This window comes from Desulfoplanes sp. PS50 (genome assembly GCF_053851535.1).
The window spans coordinates 1-20268 of record NZ_JBSPZA010000032.1 but is presented as its reverse complement, the minus strand read 5'-3'; the positions used below and the strand labels follow the sequence as shown (position 1 = coordinate 20268).

The window sequence follows — 20268 nt, the reverse complement described above, 5'->3', positions numbered from 1 at the left end:
ATGATCGCACAACATCTCCTTGAACAGTTGACCGCTATTCATGAAAAATCCTGCGCCGGGAATGCTCGCCGGGGATGACCCGGTAGGCGGCAACATACCCGGCCGGGCCACCGGTTCTCGTAATCTCCAGGACATAGGTGCCCGGCGGAAGATCCTCGCCCAGAAAAACAAGCATGCTCTCCGCGCTGCGGAGGTGGTCGATCTTTCCCTGCAATACCGGAACAGTCCCCGTGCCGGGCCTGACAGAAAACACGCGCTCCCTGATGGTCAGTTCCGGGAGCAGTCGTGCCTGCAAGGCCGTGGCCCCCTTGATCCGGGTGGTGATCTCGGTACGCTGTCCCCCCTTGGAATAAAATTCCAGATTGACGATCTCCTGCCCGTTTGTACGCTTGTGCACGGGAAAGGAGAGCGGGTTCTCGAGACAATATCCAAACCTGCGGACCACACCCTTTTCCGACGAGGCCACCTGGTTGATAAAGGTCTCCATCCCGGCGGGAGCGAGGATCTTCATGGCATGTCTGCCCGCTTCCAGCCTGGGGAGACGCAGGGTTCCCCTTGCGGTCGACAGGCGGGTGGCGAAAACCGGACGCCCGTCCACCACCACCTGCAATTGGGCCGGAAGATCAGCTCCCACATAAAGCACTGTGGGACGGGCCAGGACATCACCTGTGGACCGGCGCAGTTCAAGGATCTGTTCACGGGAACCCAGGGGAACGAACCGGGCACTCAGGGATTCGTTGCGCACCCTGAGGGACTCTTCCACGGGAACGACTACCTCCCCGCCCTGCCACCGGCCGCGTGGTCGGAAGGATTCCCACAGGTAGCGCTGGGCCAGAAGATCGGGATCGTCCTCGGGCGGTCGGTACTGTACCTTCAGAAGTATCGAGTCCCCACGGCCGTACCTGGTCCTATAGGTCCGGGGATATATGGGAAACCAGGCTGGTTGGCGTAAGGTGTCCTCATCCATCATCCGGTATCCATCCTCGGGAACATTGACCCTGCGAGGCAGTCCCGAGGGACGGGTGGCAGCATCGACCAGAACGGGCGCTGTCGACGCAATCTCCACGTGATCGACATAGTTCGGCACACGGAGATACCGGGATTCAGGGTCCGAAGGGATGGGCGCGTCCGGATCACCGACGATCCGATCATACAAAGAAGGCAGCCAATCCACCCGGCCGGGCCGCAGGGTCTTTCGCACGGTTCCGGCACCGTCAACAAGTCGCACGGAAATTTCGGGAAGGTTCGCCCCTCCACCCGGCAGCCTGAATCTGAGCCGCATGGGCACGGGACCGGTCCTTCCGGGGACCAGATCGTAGCGCACCGGAGTGTCGCCTGTGGCCACGAAACCACGCTGGTACAAAGGTTCGGGTTCCACGGGTACGAGATCCCCGTCTTTCCCGGTCATGACCACGATGCGGACCGGGACCGGGCTGATGCATTCGATCAATCCCCCCGGAAAAAAACGGTTCAGTTCACCACCGTTTGCGCGCACAGACACGGAAAGCGTCTCACGTTCGCGCAAGGACCGGCCATACCATTTGACCGTTGCCGCCACCTGGCCTGCGAGGGGTTCCAGAGGGACGAAACGCACGGCAACACGCATCCCCTCCTCGGGTACGGGCAGAGTGAACCGCAGCCCCGCATCGGCGACCGGCCCGACGGGCAGGGGTGGTTCCTGGACTTCCAGTCCCTCGAGATCCTTGAGCACGTACATCCTTCGCAGGACATAATCCTTGTTTGGAATGCCCTGTGGACCAAGGGGGTGCCAGGAGATCCGCATGAGATTGCGTTTTTCACCGGGCTCCAGAAAATCCTGGGGATAGACATTGCCACGGGCCGCCTTTTCCCGCTGGGTCCTGCTCAGACCGGACCAGAGCTGATCCAGCTTGTTCTCGGGGTTGGGCAAAAGCTCGTAGGCCCGGACAACCATGTCCTGCATACGGGGATCGATCCCGGCAAGGCGCAGCCGGACAGTGGTGGCCGCCCCCGATGTTTGTACATGGTCCAGATCGAGAAAAAAGACCCGCCCGTCCATGGGCACGGCCGTGCGATCAAGATAGAACGCCCCGACCTGAAATCCGTCCGTCGTCAAAGGATCATGGTACAGGGTCAGTCGGGTCAGATGATGGTATATCCCCTCCTGGAGAACCGTGTCATCTTCACCCACGACCTGAAAGGCGATGCTGTACCCGAGCCTGTCCGTTGCATTGACCGCACCGGGCGCGATATCTGCATTGGTGACCACCTTGAACCGCGTGGCCCTTGCCTGAACAACAAACTCGGTCCACCGGTCTTCTGACAGCTCGTAGGCCAGACTGATCCTGGCAGCGCTTACTTTATCCGAGGCACCTCGAAGGGTCCGCACGTGGTCCCACCCCTCACGGACTGCAGGCCAAAAATACAGCCCCCCGGCAATGACCAGGACAAGGCAGGCAAGATAGAAAACAAGTTTGAGAAACCGCATCAGGGGGTATCCGAGGAAAGAAGTTGCGAACGGTCGGCAACGAACTCCAACCATCCGGCCCGGGAATTGACGAACCGGTCCACTCCGGTCCTTGACACCAGGGGAACACGGACCTTGACATAGGTATCCACCTTCCGCGGGAGAAGATTGACCACCAACCGGACAAGCCCCTCCCTGTCACGGATGACCAGAAACCCGTGATGGGAATTCACGTCCATGACCCTTTCGAACCCATACCCGGGTCGATCCCGAACGACCCGCTCCAGTGCCGTGATATCCTGGGTCCCCATGTAATGAGCCAGCTGCTCCCGCATGGATGCGGGCAGGGTTGCGGAATCCCCGCAGCTCGCCCGGTCCAGCACCTGAAAGAGATCTCCCTGGATGGAGGGAATACCCAGGGCCAGAAACTGCATCTCCTGGAACCTGTTCTCGGTCTGCTGGCGATAGGCGATCCGCGCCGAAGGGGAGAGCCAGAGTACGGCAAAGGTCTTGTTTCGGCTCTGATCCAGGTACAGGGACTGGGGAATGCCCCCGGCCTCGTAGCCGGAAAATCCGGGTGCACCATCCACGAACCGGACCGTGAGGCCATCGTTTTCCAGGATGTCATGTATCCCGGCAAAGACGGAAACCAGATTTGTTTCCGAACGGGTCAGCTCGGGCAGGGCCATGAGCACGTCCGCCTCGGGCAGAGGAATGCCCGGTCGCAGCCCGAATGCTCTACATTGCAGCACCCCCAGGGATTCGTCACCCAATTGGCGCAGGATGACCTGGTTCACCAGATTGAAGACATTGGCCTGGTTTTCCGGGTCGAGGAGATCCGCGGATCTGTCGGGATTGGTACGGGGGTGGGCTCCACCGATGAGCAGATATCTGGCCGAGGTTCTCTCGAACAGGGAGACCGCGTACTCGAACACGTTGATCTCGGAAAGGGGACGGGGGATCTGGATCATGAGGGGAAACCCGGTTCCCAGACGGAACACATAGGTTCCCCATGACCGCTTGGGATCTGCATCGTCACGTTCCGACAGGATGAGATAATTCTCGTTCTTGGACCGATGATGGTACCTGACCACTTCGTACCCGAGCATGGAGGCACCGGCCGAAAGCAGTCTGAGTTCCTCCAGACCGTCCCGGGTCCATTCCCCCTTGTGATACTCCCGCTGTATCAATGCCACCAGGGGGGTGAGAATCTCCTGATCAAAATACAAAAGTTCCGCCTGCAGGGGCACCCGGTATTCCCGCGATCCCCGGGCAGCGATCCTCCCCTTCCCCCCCATGAGCCAGCTCTGGAGGTACCCGACGATACTCTGCTCCGTCTGCTCGGCTCGGAGATCCTGCTGAAAGAAAGGCTTGAACAACAGGGTGCGCATATCTTTGCGGTCCAGCAGCAGCTCGGCGAATTCCCCGGTGCACACGGCCCGTAAAGGATTGCTCAGGGGGGTCTTCCCCCAATGGACATCCACGGATCCGACGATCTCGCGCAATGTCGTCATGTTCAGGCCCGATGGCGTGGAAGATTTGATCCACAATGCCGATGGGGGCGAAACCTCGCCGAGAAATCCCGGCCGGACCCGCTCTCCGGTCAAGGCGCGCACCGAGGAGGCCGTGTATCCACGAACCTGAAGGATGCTTTGTTCGCCAAAGGCCTGCTGAAAAAGAAACATGAACGAAGACCGTTCTGCCAGAGGATCGACAATATCCAACGATTGTGCGGACTTTCCGGCAATGGCCAGGGCCCCGGCCTTCAGGCTCCCGAAGAGCCAGGCTCCACCCTGCATGACCCCCCATTCACGCATAGGTTCGGGAACCTGCACAAGGAGTTCGCTCCCCGGTTGTTTGTCTATGGCGAACAATCCCCAGCCGCTCCCGGCCCCCCGGTATTCAAGGAGCATAATCCCCCTGTCCGTGAACCGCACTCCATAGCGGACCCGGGCCAGAAGATCCCCGGCCTGCTGCAGGTCCTTATCCCGGCCCGTAATCCGATATGACTTCAGATTGCGCAGGGCCAGGGCGAAAATCTCCCGATCCCTGGCCGTTGGTGGTTCCTGATCCCGGGACGGGGACGAATACAGAGCGATCTTGTACCCGGACACGGCCTGCTCCAGGGATATGGAGTCCGTGGGCTCAGGGCTCACCGTGACCAGATCATCGGTGGTCTCGGCCAGAATATTGGGGAGAAAGGTCAGGGAGAACCCGATCATGGATGCCAGGACAAGTGAAGTCAGCGACGTCTGCAGGGTGGACCGGGTCATCCGGATCATGATGTCCTTGTCGTGCATCTTCACAGCCAGAAGCGTGGTCAGCAGATACCCGAACCCGTAGTAATCCGAGATCCGGTGTTCCGGAAAAAAGGCCAGAATGAGGTGGCCGAGAACGACCTTGTAGATGAAACCGAGATTGAAAAAGAACAGGAGCTTGCGCGCCCCCTCCATGGTCATCTTCTTGAACACCGGAAGCTTTAGGAGCAGGGTGCCCACAAGCAGAATGAACAGGGCCTCGACAACCGTGGTCAGGATCTTGAAGGGCTGGTGCCACTGAAGGGCCAGCAGTGCCGGGATGAGGATCCCGCTATAGTCCCATCCGTAGCGCACGTTCATGCGCGAGGCCACAAAGGCGGTGGTCAACAGGATGATGTAGGCCTTGGGTCCGGTAAGCATGGACACGGCCAGGTCCTCATACATGTAGGCCAGCGACCCCAGGCTGAAGTTGGTCGCGGTCATGAGCACGTACCGGACCAGCAGCCAGGTGATTACAGTGGACATGACCAGGGGAACCATGCCCCTGGCAAACCCCGGCTTCCAGAACTGGTTGGCCATGAGGGCCACGACAATAAGGCCGAAACTGTGCAGATTGTTCTGATAGTCGAAGGAGATGTTCAGGAATTCGTTCATGGCCTGCCCCAGGGCCGGGAAGAGCATGGTGTCGAAGACCAGGCGCACCAGGACGCTGACGATGAGCAGGGCGAAGAACCTGTCCCGGCCGAAAACATTGGCCCACCACCGTAACCGGGTCAGAAATTCGAAAAAAAACCAGACCAGCACGTAGGTGACAACGGCTTCCACGAAAATGGCCGCAGCCGACCAGGGTCGGGTCATGATCAGGGGTACGAGATAACCGGGAACCACCAGACCGCTCAGAACCCACCCCAGACGCAGATTGAAGATACAGACCACGCACACGCCCACCCAGACGGTGGCGTCCACGGAACTCGCCAGAGACGAAGGTGGAAACAGGGGGATCTGGATCATGACTCGGCTACCGGATTATCCTGCAGAAAAGTTTGCAGACGGAGGCTGAACGTGGTCCCGCGACCAAGTTCGCTCGTCCCGGATAACTCTCCCTTCCAGGACCGGACCCGATCCATGTCCTGACGGATTCTCTTGAAGGATTCAGAGGCACCGCCCTTGCCCGTCAGCAGTGCCTGGAACTCCTTGTCCGGCATGCCGAATCCGGTATTGGAGAATTCCAGCTCCAGGCCGGTATCAACCGGGGATGAGCTTGTGGTGATGGTTCCCCCTGTGACCGCGTCCTGGATGAGGATGGTCAGGATATCCTCAAACAGGGACTGCAGCGTTCTTTGTTCGGCCAGGACCAGGACGGATTCGCTCTTGCCCAGGTCGAGCGTGAGTTTCTTGGCCGCGATTTCGTCACCAAGGGAGCCGGCGGCCTTGTGCAGGGGCTTGTCCGGATCGATGGGAAAGCTTCCGGGCTGCAATCGATGCATGTCCTCACCCATATAGGAACTGAGCCGATCCAAAAGATCCAACAATCCCTGCTTGTGGGCCTGCAGTTTTCTGGAGGAATCCGAAGGATCGTGGGCTTTTTCATCCATGAGGGTGCAGGCATCGCTCAGGGTCTCCACGCCCTGTTTGAGATACCTGTTGCCCTCGGCAACGAGTCGTTCCTTGATCTCTCTCTGCTCCCGGATTTCGGAAATATCCACGAGTTCGAAAAGCAGACCGTAGAGCTCGAAAGGATGAGATTCATCTTCCCTGTCATCGCGATTTCTGGCCAGGGCCTTGATGGTCAGAATCATGGTGGAGGCCTCGACTCCACCCTCGAGGGTAATGGTCATACTCCGGGGACGTCTGGTTCTGATCACCTCGGCGAGCATGGACCGAATGGTTTCGGCACTCTCGCCGGTCAGGCGGACAGCGAGATCCAGAGCGCTCAGATCGTAGGGAGCCAGACCGGCCTGCTGCAGCATTTCGGACATGCGGGTATTGATCTGTATGACCCTGCCGAAAAAATCATAAAGGATGGTTGCCGTGCCCAGGGTCTGGAACACCGACTCCATGATCAGAACCCGTTTTTCCAGAGAACTGATCCCCTGGTAGATCCTGTTCATGGTGTCGAGCCCCGATTCCAGGGAAAACAATTGCCGCAGCCTTCCTTCTTGATGATGACGGGATCTGCGTTGCTGATTGCGTCTGAACAGCAATTCGCCGATTTCTCCGGCAAAACCCGAGATGACCACAAGAAGATCCGGGTCTTCTCGAACATGATCCGGATCGAGCTCCAAGGCCCAGAAACCAAGGATCTGCCCAGCAAATCGCAGAGGAACGAGATATTCGAGAGCACCATCCCCCTCATGCGTCAGAAAAGGGGCCGGCAGTCTGTAGGGCCCCCCTGATTCCAGGGCCGTGGTATAGGGGGTCCGCTGGAAATCGCGTCTGCGCTCGCCAATGTCATCGATGGAACAATTGAGCGAGGCGATCTCCCGGACACGGTGGTCTCCGGCAACAGTTTCCAGAAAAATGGTCCGTTTGAGGTTCAGGGTCTGGTTGACCATGGTGGTGATACGCATCCAGTATTCTTCGGAATCCAGAAGGCTTTCAGGCAACAGGGCCTGATAGATGCCCAATGGCTTGGCCAGGACCATATCCCTGACCATGCGCACTTCCGTGCGGGATCGGCGGATATACACCAGGACAAAGGTGGCCGATTGGGCCAGAACCATTTCTACTGCGGGCAAAAGGATTTGAAAAAAGAATACAAGGCTCCAGGAAAGGAACACAGAAAGCAGGATGGTACTCAGTGACACCCAAAGAGATACCGAGAGGGGCGCCAGCTGACAAATGACAAGAAGCAGCAGCATTCCAGCCAGGATGCAGGCAAGATCACCTGCTTTCCCCAGGGGCTGGAGGACCTTGGATGCGAGCAGGTTTTCCAGGGCATACCCATTGTACCGAAGCAGGGACATGGGGCCTTCTTCACCCTGCAAGGGCGTGATCAGCCCCGGCATCCCGGGATCATGGGACAACCCCACAAGGACAGTCCGTCCCCGGATCATTTCCGGGGTGACGTTTGAACCGATCACGTCATCCAATGAAATGGACGGAAGCACCTGGGGCCTGTTCACGAAATTGAGCATGAAGGGATTGTGCGGATCGAGGTCCTGTTCCAATGCCCTTTGAGCGAGCTCCAGGACCAGGGAGGGGATCTTTCGATCTTCCAGCCCCACCCGGGCAAATTGGGACCGATACACTCCGTTTGATGGGGGGGGGTGCGGATAGACCGACCAGGAAAGGGGGATGGACGAGGCAATCTTTGGAACAGGCTCGAGCCGGGGTTGTTCGGACATGGACACTGAACGACCGAACACGACACGATCTTCCTGTCCTGCGAACGCGTAAAATGCAGAGGAAACATTGCGGGGCATGAAGGCCATACCAATGGTCCCCGCACCACCATCCAGAAAAACCTCCAAGGTCTTCAACCAGACCGTGTCACCGGCACGTACTTGGGCAGGTGTGCATTCCACGAGCAGGAGGCTTTCATTGGGCCGAGTGTCGGCCGGCGTGAAACGTACAAAGGCATCATACATCGAGCCCCGAGGAAGATCCAGCCAGCCCCCCAGAGACATCAACCATATGACCAGTCCCATTCCCAGGACGGTGTAAACTCCGGCAAACCGCTGCAGTTTCTCCATCATCGTCGCGTCCCCTGTTCAGTCAAGGCCAGAAAAGTACATCACACGGTTTAAGATAACCGTGTAATTTTGATGAGCTGTATAACACGGTTATGATCCGATTCCAAGGGCTGTTCTCTTCTCGACTCACACGGGCCGCTCTGGGCTCGGTCAAACGGACACGGCACGCCGTGCCCGTGCGAATCTCGGATTTTCAGCCTGTCCTTTCTTTTCCTCCTGCTCGTTCCGGTTTGGGCGAACACAAGCTTCGCCACTGCGGACATTCACCTTCCATTCGCCTTTCCCGTCAGCTTTGCATAAGGTCTGCTAACCTCGCAAGCTCGCTAAGCATTCACTTTTCCCGCCTTTCCTGCGCACTGCGTACTGCGCACTTTTTTCCCGTCTCCCGTCTCCGTGTCTCCCGTGTCTCCGCCTCCCGTCTCCTTTCTTTTCCTGCGTACTGATTCCTGCGCACTGCGCACTTTATCTCTCGAAATACGTATATCCCCGCAACCCGTCCGCATAGACCTTCATGATCCGTCCCCGCTCCTGGGGGGTGATCCGTCTGTCGCGCACGGCCTGTTCGGCGATCCTGCGGAAATCCTCGAGCATGTTCTTGGGTTCGTACTCCACATAGGAGAGCACGTCGGCCACCGAATCCCCTTCCAGTTCACGGACAAAGGAAAAGTCACCGTCCTCGGTGATCCGGATACTGACCACATTGGTGTCGCCCAGCAGATTGTGCAGATCACCCAGGGTTTCCTGATAGGCTCCGACCAGAAAGGCGCCCAGATAATATTCCTGGTCGTCCTGGAGTTCGTGCAGGGACAGGGTGCGCTTGACCCCGTGGATATCGATGAACCGGTCGATCTTGCCGTCGCAATCGCAGGTGATATCCGCCAGGGTGGCCTGCTTTCCGGGCATCTCGTTCAGTCTATGGATGGGCATGATCGGAAAGAGATGATCGATGGCCCAGGCATCGGGCAGAGACTGGAACACGCTGAAATTGCAATAATAGATATCGGCCAGGGCATCGGGAAGGTGCTGGAGATCCTTGGGGATGAACTTGAGGTTCTTGAGTTCTTTGGCCACGTGCAGAATGATATGCCAGAATATCTTTTCCACCAGGGAACGCTGCCGCAGGGTGAGCTGACCGTGTTTGAACAGCTGCCTGGCCTCGTCCCTGTAATACATGGCGTCGTTGTAGCACTCCTGGAGATTCTTGAGTGTCAGCACATCCCGGACCTCGAACAGGTTGGTGATGATCTCGGGATCGCCCTCCACAGGCCCCTCCGGCAGTTCAGGCGCCTCGAACCGACTCACGTCCAGGACGTTGAATAGAAGAATGGAATAATAGGCCACCGTGGCCCGCCCCGATTCGGTGATGATCACAGGATGGGGAATGATATCGTCATCCAGGGTGGTCATGATCGTATCGATGATGTCCGCGCAATACTCGTCCAGGGAATAATTCCGGCTGTTGGTATAATTGGTGTGGGACCCGTCATAGTCCACGGCCAGCCCTCCCCCGAGGTCGAAATATCCCATGGGCGCGCCCTCGGCTACCAGACCGGCATAGACCCGGCACCCCTCGAGAACGGCGAACCTGAGGTCCCGAATATTGGGAATCTGGGAACCAAGATGGTAGTGCAAAAGCTGGAGACAATCGAGCATGCCCTGCTCCTTGAGGGTATCGACGACCTCGACCACCTGGGTTGAAGAGAGCCCGAAAATGGACCGGTCCCCTCCCGAATCCGTCCAATGCCCCCCGGCCTGGGTGGAGAGCTTGATGCGCACACCGATAAGGGGTTTGATCTTCAGAACCCTGGACCGCTCGAGGACCAGAGAAAGTTCGCTGGGCATCTCCAGGACGAAAAAGCACTTCACCCCCATCTTGGTGGCGTACAGCCCCAGATCCACGAATTCCTCGTCTTTGTACCCGTTGCAGATCAAGCAGGCCTCGCGGTCCTTCAAAAGGGACAGGGCCGCGATGAGCTCTGCCTTGCTCCCGGCCTCGAGTCCGTGATGATATTGCTCGCCGAACCGGGTTATCTCTTCGATCACCTGCTGTTGCTGGTTGACCTTGATGGGAAAGACGCCCCGAAACGCTCCCTGATACTCGAATTCCTTCATCTTGGCCCTGAAGGTTTCGTGCATGGAGCTTATCTGGGAATCAAGAATATTCTCGATACGCAAAAGAACGGGCATCTCATAGCCTCTGTCCCGAATGCCGGCGATGACATCGGTCAGATCCACGGCAACTTCACGGTTGTTCAGAAAGGGGGTCACGACCACGTTCCCCTTGGGGGAAATATCGAAATAACCGATTCCCCAATTCTTGATATTGTACAAATCAGCAGAATCCTGAACGGACCAGCGTTCCAAGGCCTGTTTCTTGATCATGGCAGTATCCTCGCGTGTTCAAGGTCTCACTGTTTCGAACGAGGGAAAAGGAACAATCACTCATTGTACCAGTGCGGTCGACATGGCAGCCGGCACGGCTAAACCCCGCAGCAAGACAATCCGGTTGAATTGCAGGGCAGCTTGTATGCTTTTTGGCAGGCGGATGTAAACGCAAAATTCCATGACCTTCTCCGCAATGTCAACAAGGGAACACACCATCTTTTTTCCTGTATTTTCCCTGCCTTGGTTTTGTTTGTTCTCCGAAGATCATTGTGCTAGATCGGTTCAGAGCACACTCATTGGACAGGAGGTGAGGAGTGGAAGTAAATTGGGACGCGTACGATCACTTGTTGGGGACCTTATCGGATACCGAATTGGCCAGGATGATCGGGGTTTCCACCAATGTGGTCACATTACGGCGACGATCACTCGGGATTCCCCCGGCCATACTCGAAAAAAAATTAGTTGACTGGGACAGCTACGACCGTTTGCTGGGCAGCATATCCGACGTGGAAGTGAGCAAGCGCATCGGGTGTCCTGTCAGCCAGGTAAAGGCCAGACGCCGTCATCTGGGTATACCCGGCTATTCTCCACGACGTGTTGACTGGTCCAAACATGATCACCTTCTGGGAACCATGCCGGACACTGCGCTTGCCAAACAGATCGGATGCAGTGCCACTCTGGTCAGCCGGCGCCGGAAAAAACTGGACATACCGTCTTTTGGCTCAAGCCATCAGCTTAAAAAGAACCCGGAAATATTCTGGACAAAATGGGATCCGCTTCTGGGCCAGATCAACGACAAGGACTTGGCCCGCAAGGCCGGGATTTCCGTCAGCACGGTGACCACTCGGAGAAGAAAAAAGAACATTGTGGCCTGCCGAACCTCCAAGGCCAAACCCCGCGAGTTCTTCTTCCTGGCCAGATCGGACAACTGGCCCTGGGACAAGGCAGAATTAGGGGGATTCGAAGATATGCTGGACATGGCCCACACGACATCCCGGAATGCCTTCAGGGCCCGTGTCGACATCAACGATCCCAATGCCCCGACAGCTGCATACAGGAATATGGATGCATCCGATCAGACCTTTCATTATTCCCAACTGTATGGAGAGCCCGTTTATTACCTGCACTACAAGGGATTCATCGTCGTTTATGCCCAGGAAAAATTCTGGCGGCGCTGATTGTCTCTGATGCCTCCGAGTCGGGTATCCCTGCCACCAGCGGCCCCATGAACACGACCTGTGCCCACCAGAGGCTCATGCTTTGTTTTTTGAAACATCCCAAGGAGAAATCGTGACCTGCAAAGAGATTATCAAGGCCAAGGAAACGCTGGGTCTGCCTGAACAGGCATCCTGGGAAGAAATCAAGACCCGCTACAAGGAGCTCATCCGGCAATGGCATCCCGACAAATGTACATCTGACCAGGACGTGGCCCAATACAACGAAATGACTGCAGAGCTCAACGCCGCCTATGCAATCATCCGCGCCTATTGCACGGAATACCAGTTTTCTTTCAGAGAACAGGACATTCGCAAGTACATGTCCAAAGAAGAGTGGTGGTTCGAGAGATTCGGAAACGACCCCTTGTGGGGACCCGCGCGAAAGTGATAAAATCCAACATTGCCATTTCTCGAACCGATGCGTAAAGGGCGGGTCACTTCACGGCAGCCCGGCACAACATGCCGCCCCACTCTACCACATCCCCTGTTTGTTTGAAGTCCACGTATTTGGAGCAACATCTCATGAGCAATGAAATCCTCTGGATCGGATTTGCCCTCCTGGACCTGACTGCGGTCCTTTTGGCCTTCCGTTTCTTTGGCAAGGCAGGACTGCTGGCCATGATCGTCTTCAGCCTGCTGACCTGTAACATCCAGGTCATCAAAACGGTCCAGCTTTTCGGCATCACCACCACCCTGGGCAACGTCCTGTATGCCAGTGTGTTTCTGACCACCGACATCCTGGGTGAATTTTACGGGAAAAAGGCTGCCAGACAAGGCGTTCTGCTGGGATTTTCAGCCCTGATCCTGGTAACCGTGTACATGCAGATCGCCCTGTACTTCACCCCGGCAGTCGATGACTTTGCCCAGCCCCATCTTCAGGCCATCTTCGGGTTCATGCCCCGCATCGCCCTGGGAAGCATGGTCGCCTATCTGGTTTCCCAGTGGCACGATGTCTGGGCCTTCCATCTTCTCAAATCATGGACCAGAGGCAAACACCTCTGGCTTCGAAACAACGGCTCCACCCTGATCAGTCAGGCACTGGACTCCCTGGTCTTCTGCACCATCGCCTTCTGGGGCGTCTTTGAAACCTCCGTCTGGATACAGATCGTTGTGTCCACCTACCTGATGAAAACCATCATGGGGGTCATGGATACCCCGTTCATCTATCTGGCCCGGCGTATCCACAAGGGCCATTGTGAACTCGAGACGCAGGCCACGGCCTGATCCGATTCCATCTCTTTTCAAAAAAAAACACACATCCCGACAGGAATAGATTCTTCCTGATCACCGCATTCAGCTTCTCACCTTTCTGCATCTGACCATCCAGAAAGCGGCTCAGTTCCCACATTTTTACCTTAAAGAGAATCCCGTCGTCTTCAATCTCGGCAGCACCCACTTCATGCCGACGCAAGCATATACTCGTTGGACTTGATTCCTTTTAATGTCAGTAACTTGTAATGCTCGACCTCGTTCTCATACAAGCTATCCTTTATCTCGCCCGCCATACGTGGACTGCTCAAATTTGTAACTATTCAGGTCAAAATTTAGCAGGAGCAACAGGCTGGAATATATCGTTAGATTTGAGTGCCAGCCCGTAAATTTCAGAGATTTAAGGATTTCAGAAATTTTAGAAATTGCGGACCTGGACGCTAACCGCTTGTAATTTATTAAATCTCTTAAATTTCTTAAATTCGTAATTCTGGTTCTTGAGAAATGCACCTGAATAGTTACTCAAATTTTTAACTGCCTATTTTTTAGCCAGCCCAGATTGTTTCTGACGTGTGGAGGATCATTCACCATACCCGAAACCCTCCTCTGCCCCTTAAACTATGCCAATCCGCTCTTTAGCCGATGCAATCGCAGAGTGCAGTTTCTTTTCGAGCAATTCCCGAGATGGCAATTCTAACAGATACTCAGCCACATGAATCCCGGACTGATTCAATTCCAGAAGTTCGATCATCTCCTGTTTTTTCCCGGCGCAGAGAATGATGCCCAAGGGTTCATCCTCCTGGGCGCGGCGTTCATGTTTGTTCAGCCATCGGAGATAAAGTTCCATCTGGCCTTTATACTCCGCTTTAAAGTCGCCCAATTTTAGGTCGATGGTGATGAGACGATTTAGGCCTCGGTGATAGAAGAGCAGGTCGATGTAGTAATCTTCAGTGTCCAGCTGAATCCTTTGTTGGCGGGCCATAAAGGCAAATCCGGTCCCAAGCTCCAACAAAAATTGTTCAAGCTCTCTCAGGATGGCATCTTCGAGATCCTTTTCCAGATAGCGGTCCTTGAGGCCAAGAAACTCCAGAAAATACGGGTCACGGAAAACCAGATCCGGTGAGAGTTTGTCGGTTTCCTTGAGTTGCTGCAATTCATGTTGGATCACTTCATCCGGTTTTTTGGAGAGGGCGGTACGTTCGTAGAGCATTGAGTCGATTTTTTTCCGCAAGGTTCGGACGCTCCAGCCCTCGGCCCGACACATCTCGGTATAAAATTCCCGCTGTAGGGGCTTTTCCAGAGGTAAAAGAATCTTGAAATGGGACCAACTCAATTGTCGCGACAACGTGGCGACAATTTCTTGGTTTGGAAAAGTTTCTGCGAATTGGATTTGTCGACGAAGGTTTTTTTCCTCGAAACCCTTGCCAAACTCTCGGGTCAATTGTCGCGACAGTGTAGCGACAATTTTTTTCCCATATTCTGCGCGGCTACTCTGAAGTATATCCTCTTGTATCCGCTTGCCGATTTTCCAATAAAGAAGGGTCATTCCCATATTTACGGCAACGGCAACCCCGGCCCTGGTTTCTACGATGAGGTGCCGGATGTCCAAGAAAAGGAGCTCGGAGGGTGCACCATTCTGTGTCTCGTCCTTTTTATTCCCCATATCCCAACACCTCCAAATTCTTCCGTATCACCGCATCCAGCTTCTCCCCTTCCTGCATCTGACCATCCAGAAAGCGGCTCAGTTCCCACATTTTTACCTTAAAGAGAATCCCATCATCTTCAATCTCGGCAGCACCCACATATCTTCCAGGGGTGAGCACATAGTCATTTCCCTTGATCTCTTCCAATGTCACGGATTTACAATACCCGGCCTTGTTTTCGTACGTGCCGTCTTTTGTTTCACCCCGCCAGGCGTGGTAAGAAGTGGCCTCCACAATTTGGACCTAAGCGAAGCTTAATCGACTGTCCAAATTTTGGGGACCACTTCTGCCTTCAGATATCCTGCAACAGACGCAATTTTCCAATGGAGTCGATCAGGAGACGCTTGTTCGCCGGATAAGATGCGAACAGCCGGGCCTGCTTTTCCGTCATCTCTGCATAGTATTTGGATTCGATGAGCACTTTGTCCTCAGTATAGAAATCGATCTCCACACCGTTTTCGTAGACATAGAAAACTCGTTTCTCCGCCCGCAAACAGAGATAGATGTAGTTTTCCAGATAGCTGCCCAGATCCCTGTTTCCGTGAAAGGCATATTTGATCCCGAGATCCCCGGCATAGATCTTCTGAGGCGATAGCAGACGTTCGTTGGTCTTGCCCCACCTCTGGATTCCGTGAATCAGATAGGTGGACATGAAATATCCCAAATACCTCCGCGCCGTATCCGGAGAAATTCCCAGAATATTGCCCGTTTTGGCAAAACTGACCTGCTTGCCGCTCCGTTCCATGAGCAGGATGAAAAAATCCCGGACCGTCTGTGAATTTCGCAAACCATGGTAGGCGACGATATCCTTCTGAACGATATTGTCCACTAACTCCATGACATACTCCCGACTCGGACTGATCACGTTCTCGGGCAACCCGCCCACCTGCATGTACTCCTTGAAATAGGGGTCCAGAAGATGTCGGTCACGTCCCTTGATGACAACGCCCTTGAAATCGAGAAACTCTTCCAGATCGAGAGGACGGATCTCCACCATGACCGAACGGCCCGTCAACGCAGCCTTGTCGTCCCGAAGCAGCGAACTCGATGACGAGGCCGCGAATATTTTCACATTCTGAGCATCGTACACGTTCTTGAGCTGAAGATGGTAGTCGGGAAGATGGGTAACCTCATCGAAAAACACGTGGATTTTTTCATCCCGAGGGATCTTGTGGATTTTTCTGTACGCATCCAGGATATCGGCAATGGTCGTGTCCTTGAGCAGATAGTCATCGAGGCTGACATAAAGAATTCGTGAGGGATCCACGCCCCTGTCCACGAGCTCCCTGACAATCAGCTTCATCAGGCTGGTCTTTCCGACACGTCGCAAACCGGCAAGAAAAACAATCTGTTGTCGCTCCAGACACGCTTCCAGCCGCTTCAGATACCCGGGCCGTTTTTTCAAGACATCCTGCGGGAAATCGCCATCCCACCAGGGATTATATTGATACAGAAGATCATCCATGGATACCCCACGCAGATTCAAGGTTGAAATGCAGCAGAACATACAGGAGATCAACGATTCAGGGAGCAACTTGTAGAACAATGTGTTCTTATGCAAGTACCTGAAACATGATGGCCGGCGTGCCCCCAACTAAGCAAAAGAATTCATACGATGGCATCGCATGAAAATCAACAAAACTATACGATACCATCGTATGAAAATCCAATATCAGCACCTGCCCTGCGTTTTCCTCGGTTCAGCCTGCTTGCCTGGTTTTTATTTTGTCGATCGCGCATGCTTCCGACGACTGCGGATTGTCATTCACCCCGGTTGGGTGGTGGGGGCCTTTCTCCGACCATTGCCACGCATGGCAAACCGCTGCCAGGGGGCGAACTGATAGACCGCGAGCATGGCCATGGATTGGATGGCCATGGAAATGAACATGGCTATCCAGATGCCTTCGGCATTTCCGTAAAACACATGGCCAAGAAACCAGGCCAGGGGAAGACGGATGAACCAGGAGGACGTTCCCGTCACGCCCATCTGATACATGGTCGCGCCCGCTCCGGAAAGGGCTCCACCCAGGACCATGGATATGACCACAAAAGGCAGGGCTGCCAGATTATAGTGCAGATAGTTCACGGCCACCGCATGCACGGCCGGATCCGGGGCCACGAACAGGGCGATCTCGTCCAGCCACATCCAGGCAAGGGCAGTCACCACCGAAACAACGATCATGGCCAATCCGAGGATACGATATCCAAAGGCCTTGGCCTCTTTGGGCTGCCTGGCTCCAAGATAATGACCGACCAGGATGGCCGCCGTAAAATTGAAGGCAAATCCGGGCAGAAAAAACAGGGATTCCACCCGGATTCCGGCACTCATTCCGGCCAGGGCGACCACCTGCCCTTCCGGCAGAGAGGCGGTAATGGAAAAAAGAAACAGATAGGCGGAATGCCAGATGAGCTGCATCAGGCCTGCCGGCCAGGCCACCTTGAACAGATAGGGCAAGGCGCATCGCACCCATTTCCAGGGGGCAAAACTCTTTCTGGCCAGGGCCCCGCTTCTCCACAGGACCAGAAGATTGAACAGGGTTCCCATGAGGATGGAAAAAAAGGTGGCCCAGGCCAGCCCTTTGTACCCCAGTTTGGGAAGCCCGAAATAGCCGAGACCGAATCCGAGATCACCCAGGGTGTTCACCGTGGTCACCAGGATCATGGCGTAGAGCGGGCACATGACCTGTTTTCGGGCCCTGAATACGGCGTTGCTGATGATGTACAGATAATAGGCAGGCAGGATGAACAGATAGACGTTGAAGAGATAACGGGCCACCTCTTCCACCCCTTCGGGTATCTGGAGCAGGCTGAAAAGCACGGGCCGGGCCGCCAGTCCACCCAGGAAAAGAACCACACCGAGAACGGCCCCCACCTCCAGCCCCAGCCCCACGTAACGCTGTACACGCCGGACAAGTCCGGCTCCCGCAGACTGGCTGATGGTGGCCACGCTCCCGTTGGCAAAGGCCATGGCCACCACCAGGAAAAAAAACAGGGCCTGGGTAATGATACCCATGCACGCCTGGACGTCACGTCCCAGTCGTCCGGCCACCCAGACATCCACGAATCCGATGGTAAAATGAAAAAACATCATGACCACCTGGGGCCATGAAAGCTTCCAGATGTTTTTGTACGGCGACCTGATGACGGCCGCAGGTGAAGGAATTGCAGACAAGCGCCCTCCTTGAAGAGCTCTGGATTTTCAAAAGACCATCAAAGAACCAACCCGAGTCCTTTGGCAAGAAAGCGTTTTGACGAAAAATAAAAAAAGGTCTAGGTATCATCCAACAATATAAAATGTATCCTCATATGCGTGAAGATCGAATCCAACCAGCAGCTTACCAAGGAGGCAACCCATGCTGATCAGCGAATGGATGTCCCGGGACGTGATCACCGTGACCCCTGATACATCGATGATGAAGGCGTCCAAGATACTCAAGGAAAAGGGCATCCGCAGACTTCCCGTGGTCGATGAAAACGGCAAAATGGTCGGTATCGTCACTGACAGGGACATCAAAGAGGCCTCACCCTCCAAGGCAACCACCCTGGACGTGCACGAACTCTACTACCTCTTGTCCGAAATCAAGATCAAGGACATCATGACCAGGAATCCGTTCTGTGTGAACGAAAACGGAACGGTTGAAAAGGCCGCTGTTGTCATGCGCGAAAAAAAGGTCGAAGGGCTGCCCGTGGTCGACGATGACGACAAGGTTGTCGGGATCATCACGGAAACGGACATCTTCAATGTAATGATCGACATCACCGGGGTCTACCAAGGTGGGCTGCAGATGGGCTTCCAGCTCCCCGACACTCCGGGTTCTCTCAAGGAGGTCTTGACCGACCTGCGCGCCTTCAAGGCCCGGATCATCAGCATCCTGACCTCCTATGACCAGGGCGGCCCGGACAGCCGGCGCGTGTATATCCGTATCGCGGACATGGATAAATCCGAAGAAAATCAGCTCAGACAATCCCTTGAAGAAAAATACGACCTCATCTTCTGTGTCCGGGATACGGTGCATCCGACAGCGTTGTGAAATAGAGGACCGAAGACAGAACACAGATGACAGAAAAAACCGGGGCGAGTGTTATGTTCGTCCCGGTTTGTGTGCGTTTGGAGAAAAGAGGACGAGGCGGCGCGGAAGTCCGAGGTCCGAAATTCCGTCATCCCGGCGCAGGCCGGGATCTTGAAGGCCAAGGACGTGACCAAAACGTCAAGGCAACGCCAAATCCATGAAGATCCCGGATCAAGTCCGGGATGACGCATCCTGACGTTCGTCAATCCGCCCCGCCATGAGGATCAAACATCCTGTATCGTATATCTTTATCCTTGAGGGTGATGACTCGCTCCCGAAAAAATGGTCTCGATGGGCAGATGCGGAATGATCACCCGCTCGAGATCGTCGCAGCCGGGCCGCCAGATGGTTGCTGTGGGCTTGCGCTTCATCGTGTAGGTAGTCAGGGTCAGGCGGGTGATGTTGCCGGGGTTGACCCATCGGGTCATACCCTTCACCTCAGAAGGCTGGGGGCGATGAATGTGGCCGTTAACCATCCAGTGGACACCGGGGATTTCTCGGATGGGCACGGGTTTGTCCCTGAAATCCGCAAAGGCGACATTGTGGTGGCCGATCCAGATAACGGTTTCATTCTCAGGGCCGGTAAAGGATGACGGCAGGGGGTAGCCGTCCGGCGAAGCGCCCAGGAGCATGGTCTCGTCCATTGTCTTCAGTCGGAACACCGGACCGGGCCGATGGATGAGGCGGATCACCCCGCGTGTCTGCAGCCGCATCAAGGACACATCGGGCGTAATGGCCTGGGCGTCCAGATGTTTGTCGTGGTTGCCCACCAATACCCATGGACGATGGGGGGTGAACATCACAGCGAGTTCTTCCAGCACAGCTTCGGAGTTCTCCACGGGCCAATGGAACATGTCCCCCAGAAAAACAGGGATCAAATCCTGATCACGGGCCGCCTGAAGACAGAACCGCAGTTTTTCCAAAACCTGATTGCAATAGTCGCCCTCCCGTTCGAAAGGCGACCCATCCGCCACATGCGGATCAGCCACGAAAAAGAGTCCCTTGCCCTGCACCAAAGGCAGAGAACATGAATGATCGTTCACTGATTGTCTATGCATTGATCCTCGCTGTCTTTCTCGACCCCACCACATGCTCCACGTGCCCTTACCCTTCACGCAGGTTTGATCACCTGTCGATGATCACCCCTAATGACCAGCCCAAGGCAAATTTGTTCTTGTCCAAGTACCTGGAATAGAGTGGCCGGCTTGCCCCGTTCCGGGCGGTTTGACTGTCTGACCGAGCCAGGCATCGTTCATCAAGCCGTTGCCGGACTTTTTGCCGAAAA

General features: G+C 55.3%; 13 protein-coding genes. 4 read left to right on the top strand and 9 right to left on the bottom strand.

Going from position 1 to position 20268, the window contains the following annotated elements; genetic code table 11:
- Positions 1-34: 34 nt before the first annotated feature.
- From ACTVJH_RS13140 to speA, 4 genes are all read right to left on the bottom strand, one after another.
- Complete coding sequence (locus ACTVJH_RS13140) at positions 35-2467, bottom strand: hypothetical protein (protein ID WP_455991509.1); 2433 nt, start codon at positions 2465-2467, stop codon at positions 35-37.
- A complete protein-coding gene (locus tag ACTVJH_RS13135) occupies positions 2467-5715 on the bottom strand; it encodes a poly-gamma-glutamate biosynthesis protein PgsC/CapC (RefSeq protein WP_455991506.1) in 3249 nt (1082 codons plus the stop codon). Before ACTVJH_RS13135 ends, ACTVJH_RS13140 begins: the two co-directional genes overlap by 1 nt.
- Positions 5712-8402 (bottom strand): CHASE2 domain-containing protein, encoded by a 2691-nt coding sequence (locus ACTVJH_RS13130; RefSeq protein WP_455991503.1) that lies wholly within the window; start codon positions 8400-8402, stop codon positions 5712-5714. The genes ACTVJH_RS13135 and ACTVJH_RS13130 overlap by 4 nt, the downstream gene beginning before the upstream one ends.
- Before the next feature lie 459 nt (positions 8403-8861).
- The gene (gene speA / locus ACTVJH_RS13125; RefSeq protein WP_455991501.1) at positions 8862-10781 is read right to left on the bottom strand and encodes a biosynthetic arginine decarboxylase; all 1920 of its coding nucleotides are present in this window, start codon (positions 10779-10781) and stop codon (positions 8862-8864) included.
- Between the two features lie 317 nt (positions 10782-11098).
- On the opposite strand from speA, the gene ACTVJH_RS13120 reads away from it, so the two are divergent.
- From ACTVJH_RS13120 to ACTVJH_RS13110, 3 genes are all read left to right on the top strand, one after another.
- The gene (locus tag ACTVJH_RS13120) at positions 11099-11962 is read left to right on the top strand and encodes a hypothetical protein (protein WP_455991498.1); all 864 of its coding nucleotides are present in this window, start codon (positions 11099-11101) and stop codon (positions 11960-11962) included.
- Between the two features lie 112 nt (positions 11963-12074).
- Entirely contained in the window at positions 12075-12389 is a 315-nt protein-coding gene (locus tag ACTVJH_RS13115; protein ID WP_455991495.1) for a J domain-containing protein, read from the top strand.
- A 134-nt stretch (positions 12390-12523) separates the two neighbouring features.
- Positions 12524-13225 (top strand): queuosine precursor transporter, encoded by a 702-nt coding sequence (locus ACTVJH_RS13110; protein ID WP_455991492.1) that lies wholly within the window; start codon positions 12524-12526, stop codon positions 13223-13225.
- A 598-nt stretch (positions 13226-13823) separates the two neighbouring features.
- On the opposite strand, the gene ACTVJH_RS13105 is transcribed toward ACTVJH_RS13110, so the two are convergent.
- The 4 genes from ACTVJH_RS13105 to ACTVJH_RS13090 form a co-directional block, all read right to left on the bottom strand.
- Positions 13824-14873 carry a PDDEXK nuclease domain-containing protein gene (locus tag ACTVJH_RS13105; RefSeq protein WP_455991490.1) on the bottom strand — a complete coding sequence of 350 codons (1050 nt, stop codon included), beginning with the start codon at positions 14871-14873 and terminating at the stop codon, positions 13824-13826.
- Positions 14863-15147: an N-6 DNA methylase gene (locus ACTVJH_RS13100; RefSeq protein ID WP_455991488.1), complete on the bottom strand. Its 285-nt coding sequence runs from the start codon at positions 15145-15147 to the stop codon at positions 14863-14865. The genes ACTVJH_RS13105 and ACTVJH_RS13100 overlap by 11 nt, the downstream gene beginning before the upstream one ends.
- 58 nt (positions 15148-15205) lie before the next feature.
- Complete coding sequence (locus ACTVJH_RS13095; protein WP_455991486.1) at positions 15206-16378, bottom strand: ATP-binding protein; 1173 nt, start codon at positions 16376-16378, stop codon at positions 15206-15208.
- Between the two features lie 300 nt (positions 16379-16678).
- Positions 16679-18085, bottom strand: a complete 1407-nt coding sequence (locus ACTVJH_RS13090) for an MATE family efflux transporter (protein ID WP_455991484.1) — start codon at positions 18083-18085, stop codon at positions 16679-16681.
- Between the two features lie 181 nt (positions 18086-18266).
- On the opposite strand from ACTVJH_RS13090, the gene ACTVJH_RS13085 reads away from it, so the two are divergent.
- Positions 18267-18944, top strand: a complete 678-nt coding sequence (locus ACTVJH_RS13085) for a CBS and ACT domain-containing protein (protein ID WP_455991482.1) — start codon at positions 18267-18269, stop codon at positions 18942-18944.
- A gap of 287 nt (positions 18945-19231) precedes the next feature.
- Here ACTVJH_RS13085 and ACTVJH_RS13080 read toward each other — a convergent pair whose 3' ends face one another.
- On the bottom strand, positions 19232-20041 hold the full coding sequence (locus tag ACTVJH_RS13080; RefSeq protein WP_455991480.1) for a metallophosphoesterase: 810 nt from the start codon (positions 20039-20041) through the stop codon (positions 19232-19234).
- Positions 20042-20268: the final 227 nt, after the last annotated feature.

Coding starts and splice junctions, on each gene's coding strand:
- ACTVJH_RS13105 (WP_455991490.1), bottom strand. CDS start 14,873: ATGGGGAATAAAAAGGACGAGACACAGAATGGTGCACCCTCCGAGCTC.
- ACTVJH_RS13140 (WP_455991509.1), bottom strand. CDS start 2,467: ATGCGGTTTCTCAAACTTGTTTTCTATCTTGCCTGCCTTGTCCTGGTC.
- ACTVJH_RS13110 (WP_455991492.1), top strand. CDS start 12,524: ATGAGCAATGAAATCCTCTGGATCGGATTTGCCCTCCTGGACCTGACT.
- speA (WP_455991501.1), bottom strand. CDS start 10,781: ATGATCAAGAAACAGGCCTTGGAACGCTGGTCCGTTCAGGATTCTGCT.
- ACTVJH_RS13095 (WP_455991486.1), bottom strand. CDS start 16,378: ATGGATGATCTTCTGTATCAATATAATCCCTGGTGGGATGGCGATTTC.
- ACTVJH_RS13130 (WP_455991503.1), bottom strand. CDS start 8,402: ATGATGGAGAAACTGCAGCGGTTTGCCGGAGTTTACACCGTCCTGGGA.
- ACTVJH_RS13085 (WP_455991482.1), top strand. CDS start 18,267: ATGCTGATCAGCGAATGGATGTCCCGGGACGTGATCACCGTGACCCCT.
- ACTVJH_RS13080 (WP_455991480.1), bottom strand. CDS start 20,041: ATGCATAGACAATCAGTGAACGATCATTCATGTTCTCTGCCTTTGGTG.
- ACTVJH_RS13135 (WP_455991506.1), bottom strand. CDS start 5,715: ATGATCCAGATCCCCCTGTTTCCACCTTCGTCTCTGGCGAGTTCCGTG.